A 4,641-nucleotide genomic window follows, 5' to 3' on the forward strand; every position below is an offset into this window, starting at 1 on the left:
GTGGCGGCGCGCGGCGGGCCGGGGGTCATGCGGCGCCGCCCTCCGCCGGTTCCGGCGGGCCGGGCGGGAGACCGGGGCCGGCGCGCAGACGGCGCCGGGACGCGTAGCCGGCCAGGCCCACGGCGATCAGCAGGGTGGCGCCGTAGAAAAGGGGCACGGTCCAGAAGTCGGCGCCCAGCTGGCCGATGCCGGTGAGGCCGACGGCGAGCACCGCGACGGCGACGACCGTGCCGAGGACGTTCGGCCGGCCGGGCCGGATCGCCGTCGAGCCGAGGAGGGCCCCGGTGAAAGCGGGCAGCAGGTAGTCGAGGCCGACGCTGGGGTTGCCCTGTTGCTGCTGGGCGGCGAGCAGCACCCCGGCCACGCCGACGAGCAGTCCCGCCGCGGTGAACGCGTACACCGTGCAGGTACGGGTCCGGATGCCGACCAGTTCGGCCGCGCGCGGGTTGGAACCGACGACGTACAGGTACCGGCCGACCGGCAGCCGCTCCAGCACCAGCCAGAGGACGGCGGCGACGGCGAGGACGTAGAAGGCGGGGACCGGCAGGCCGAGGAACCGGGAGTCGTAGAGGCCGGTGAAGGCGGGCGGCAGTCCCTGGGGGCCCGGCACGATCCGGCTGCCGCCGGTGACCCAGCCGCTGATCGCGTACATCATGCTGCCGGTGCCGAGGGTGGCGATGAAGGAGTCGATCCGCCCGAACTCCACGACGACCCCGTTGAGGACCCCGGCGGCGCCCCCGCCCACGACCACGGCGAGGCAGGCGAGCGGCCAGGGCCACCCCTCGTCGACGATCAGCTTCAGCACCAGGACGTGGGCGAGGCCGAGGCCGTAGCCGAGGGAGAGGTCGAACGCGCCGGTGACGATGGGGACCATCGCGGCGAGGGCGAGGACGGCCGGGATGGACTGGGTGGACAGGATCGAGTCGGCGGTGTCGAGGGTGGGGAAGGTCCGGGGCAGCGCGAGCGAGAAGACCAGGACGAGCAGGACGGTGAGGGCCGGCAGGCCGTAGGAGCCGATCAGGTGGCCGGCGGGGCGGGGCACGCGGCCGGTCATGGGCCGCCCCCGGTTCCGGACGGGGGTACGGCCGAGGCGGCCCGGGTGAGTGCCGCGGCGGTGAGGGCGCCGCCGCCCGGCTCGGCCGTCACCGATCCGCGGACCAGGACGAGAGCGCGCCGGCAGACGTCGGCGACCTCCTCGAAGTCGGTGGAGACGAGCAGGATCGCGAGCCCCCGGGCGAGCGCGTCGTCGAGGAGCCGGTGGATCGCGTCCTTCGCGCCGACGTCGACGCTCGCGGTGGGCTCCTCCAGGATCAGCAGCCGGGGCGCCACCCGCAGCCAGCGGCCGATCATGACCTTCTGCTGGTTGCCGCCGGAGAGGGTGGCGACGGGCACCTCGGGGTCACGGGGTCGCACCGCGAGTTTCCTGATCAGAGCGGCGGCCTCGGCCCGTTCCCGGCGCGGGCCGATCCGGGCGAGCGCCGGGACGCCGTCGGCGCGGGGGTTGGCGAGCAGGTTCTCGCGCACGGTCAGCCGCGGGAGCAGGCCCTCCCGGAGGCGGTCGCCGGGGACCAGGCCGACCCGGCGGGCGACGGCGTCGGCGACCGTGCGGGGGCGGTAGGGCCGGCCGTCAAGCGTGGCCGTGCCGCCGAGGACGGGCAGGGCGCCCGCGAGCGCACGGCCGAGTTCGACGTGCCCGGCGCCGGAGAGACCGACGAGGCCCACGGCCTCGCCTGCCCGCAGTGTCAGGCTCACCGGGCCCGTGCCGGTGGTGCGGAAGCCGTCGAGGGTGAGGACGACCGCTCCCGGTGGGGCCCCGGCAGCGGCGGGACGGCTGTCCGGGGGCCGACCGCCGATGATGTCGTGGACGAGCCGGGCTGCCCCGTACCCGGCGAGTCGGCCGCGACTGACCAGCCGGCCGTCGCGCAGCACGGCGAAGGTGTCGGCCACCTGGTGGACCTCGTCGAGGCGGTGGCTGACGTAGAGGACCGCGCGGCCCTGGTCGCGCAGGTCGTGCAGGACCCGGAAGAGCCGGGCGCAGTCGGCGGCCGGCAGGCGGGCGGTGGGTTCGTCCAGGACGATGAGCCGCGCGTCGACCGCCAGGGCCCGGGCGAGGGCGACCAGGGAGCGCTCGGCGGGGGTGAGCCGGGCGAGGGGCTCGTCGGGGTCGAGGTGGGCGGCGACGGTGCGCAGGGCCTCGGAGCAGCGCGCGCGGGTGCGGCGCCAGGAGATCAGGCCGGCGCGGCGTGGATATCCGCCGCCCAGGGCGACGTTCTCGGCGATCGTCATCCAGTCCACGAGTCCCAGGTCCTGGTGGATGAAGGACATCGCGCGGGTGGCGGCACGGCTGCCGAGGGGATGTCCGGTGACGGTGACCCGGCCCGCGTCCGGACGGTGGACGCCGGCGAGCACCTTGATGAGCGTGGACTTGCCGGCGCCGTTGGGTCCGAGCAGGGCGAGGACGCTGCCAGCGTGGACGTCGAGGTCGACGCCGTCCAGGGCGAGGGTGCCGCCGAACCGTTTGACGAGCCCACGGACGGCGACCACGGGTTCCGCCGCGAAGGGGGGAGCCGCGTCCTGGCCGGGAGCGTCACACACGGTAGGAAATTACATCAATCCGTACGATACGGGGCGACCGTCTTCCTCTCACACGCCGTCGAGTCCGCATTCGGCCCAGATGACCTTGCCCTGGGACAGATGCCGGGTGCCCCAGGCCCGGGCGAGCTGGGCGACCAGGAACAGACCGCGGCCGCCCTCGTCGGTGCTGGCCGCCCGGCGCAGGTGCGGGGCGGTGTTGCCGGCGTCGACGACCTCGCAGATCACGGTGCGGTGGTGCAGCAGCCGTACCCGGATGGGACCGGCGCCGTGCCGGATGGCGTTGGTGACCAGCTCGCTCAGGATCAGCTCCATGGCGAACGCGGTGTCGTCCAGGCCCCATTCGGTGAGCTTGCCGAGGGCGGCGGCCCGGACCTCGCCGACCAGGGCCGGGTCGGGGGTCAGGTCCCAGGTGGCGATCCGGTCGGCGGCCAGCGCGTGGGTGCGGACCACGAGCAGGGCGATGTCGTCACAGGGATGGGCGGGTGCCACCCGGTCCAGGATGGCCCGGCAGGTCTCCTCGGGCGTGCGCTCCGGGTGGCCGGCCAGGGCGCCGCGCAGCTGTTCGAGCACGGCGTCCACGTCGCGGTGGCGGTCCTCGATGAGTCCGTCCGTGTAGAGGACCAGCTGGCTGCCCTCCGGCAGGTCGACCTCGACGGCGTCGAAGGGCAGCCCGCCGAGACCGAGCGGGGGTCCTGCGGGCAGGTCGGGGTAGCGGACGCTGCCGTCGGGGCGGACCAGCGCGGGCGGCGGGTGACCGGCGCGGGCCATGACGCAGCGTTGTGTGGTGGGGTCGTAGACGGCGTACAGGCAGGTCGCCCCGATGATGCCGGAGCCCTCGCCGTCGGGGTCGTCGCGGTCCAGCCGGCCGACCAGGTTGTCCAGGTGGGTGAGCACCTCGTCCGGTGGGAAGTCCAGTTCGGCGAAGCTGCGGGCGGCGGTGCGCAGCCGGCCCATGGTGGCCGCGGACAGCATGCCGTGTCCCACGACGTCGCCGACGAGCAGGCCGATCCGGGTGCCGGAGAGCGGGATGACGTCGTACCAGTCGCCGCCCACGTCCGACTCGGCGGGCAGGTAGCGGTGGGCGATCTCCACGGCGTCCTGGTCGGGCAGCCCGTGCGGGAGCAGGCGGCGCTGGAGGGCCAGGACCATCGAACGTTCGTGGGTGTACCGGCGGGCGTTGTCGATGGAGAGGGCGGCCCGGCTGGCCAGTTCCAGTGCCAGGGAGCGGTCGTCGTCACCGAAGGGGGCGGAGCCCTGCCCGCGGTAGAAGCTGGCGATGCCCAGGACGACGCCCCGGGCCACCAGCGGTACGGCGATGAGCGAGTGCACCTCGGCCAGCAGCCGTTCGGTGTGCTCGGGATCCTGTGCGAGCCAGCCGGCGGCGGCCTGGAGGTCCGGCTCCAGCTCGGCCCGGCCGTTGCTGAGACAGCGCAGCTGCGGGGTGGCGGGACCGAAGGCGATCCGCTTGCCGACCGGGGTGAAGGGCAGTCCGTCCCGGACGCCGTGCACCACCGTCCGGCGCAGGTCGCCGAGCGGGTCGTCGGCCTCCTCGCCGCGCAGCACCGCGTCGGGCAGGTCGACGGTGACGTGGTCGGCGAGCCTCGGTACGGCCGTCAGTGCCATCTCCTCGGCGGTGCGGCGGACGTCGAGCGTCGTCCCGATCCTCGTGCTGGCCTCGGACAAGAGCTCCAGCCTGCGGCGCGCGGCCAGGGCGTAGGCGCCGACCTCGGGCTCACCGAAGAGGACGAGCCGTCGCGGGGCGCCGGGAGGCTCGGCACCTTGGGCGGCCGTGCCGCTGCGGGCGGCACCCTGACCGACCGGCCCCGTCCGCAGCGGCGGGGCCGCGGAACGCAGGTCCGCCCGTGGCGGGGCGGCACCGGAGGGCTCGGCGGGAGAACCGGACGCGGCGACGACCGAGGACTCGGCGGCGGAACCCGACGGGGCGACCACGGAGGGCTCAGCGGGAAGACCGGACGCAGCGACGACCGAAGGCTCGGCGGCGGAACCCGACGGGGCGACCGAGGGCTCAGCGGGAAGACCGGACGC

Annotated in this window: 3 protein-coding genes; all 3 read right to left on the minus strand. The window is 75.2% G+C overall.

What is annotated here, in order from left to right; all coding sequences use genetic code 11:
• Positions 1-25: 25 nt before the first annotated feature.
• Positions 26-1,054, minus strand: coding sequence for an ABC transporter permease (locus ABZ646_RS35665; RefSeq protein WP_360528486.1), 1,029 nt, complete (start codon positions 1,052-1,054; stop codon positions 26-28).
• Positions 1,051-2,595 carry a sugar ABC transporter ATP-binding protein gene (locus tag ABZ646_RS35670; RefSeq protein ID WP_360528489.1) on the minus strand — a complete coding sequence of 515 codons (1,545 nt, stop codon included), beginning with the start codon at positions 2,593-2,595 and terminating at the stop codon, positions 1,051-1,053. Before ABZ646_RS35670 ends, ABZ646_RS35665 begins: the two co-directional genes overlap by 4 nt.
• 48 nt (positions 2,596-2,643) lie before the next feature.
• A partial coding sequence (locus ABZ646_RS35675; protein WP_360528492.1) for a SpoIIE family protein phosphatase occupies positions 2,644-4,641 on the minus strand: 1,998 nt, incomplete at its 5' end.

Origin of the sequence: Streptomyces sp. NPDC007162 (assembly GCF_040634175.1) — a bacterium.
Taxonomy (GTDB): domain Bacteria; phylum Actinomycetota; class Actinomycetes; order Streptomycetales; family Streptomycetaceae; genus Streptomyces.

Bases quoted from the DNA above. Each gene is read 5' to 3' on its own strand.
- ABZ646_RS35665 (WP_360528486.1), bottom strand. From the start codon at position 1,054: ATGACCGGCCGCGTGCCCCGCCCCGCCGGCCACCTGATCGGCTCCTAC.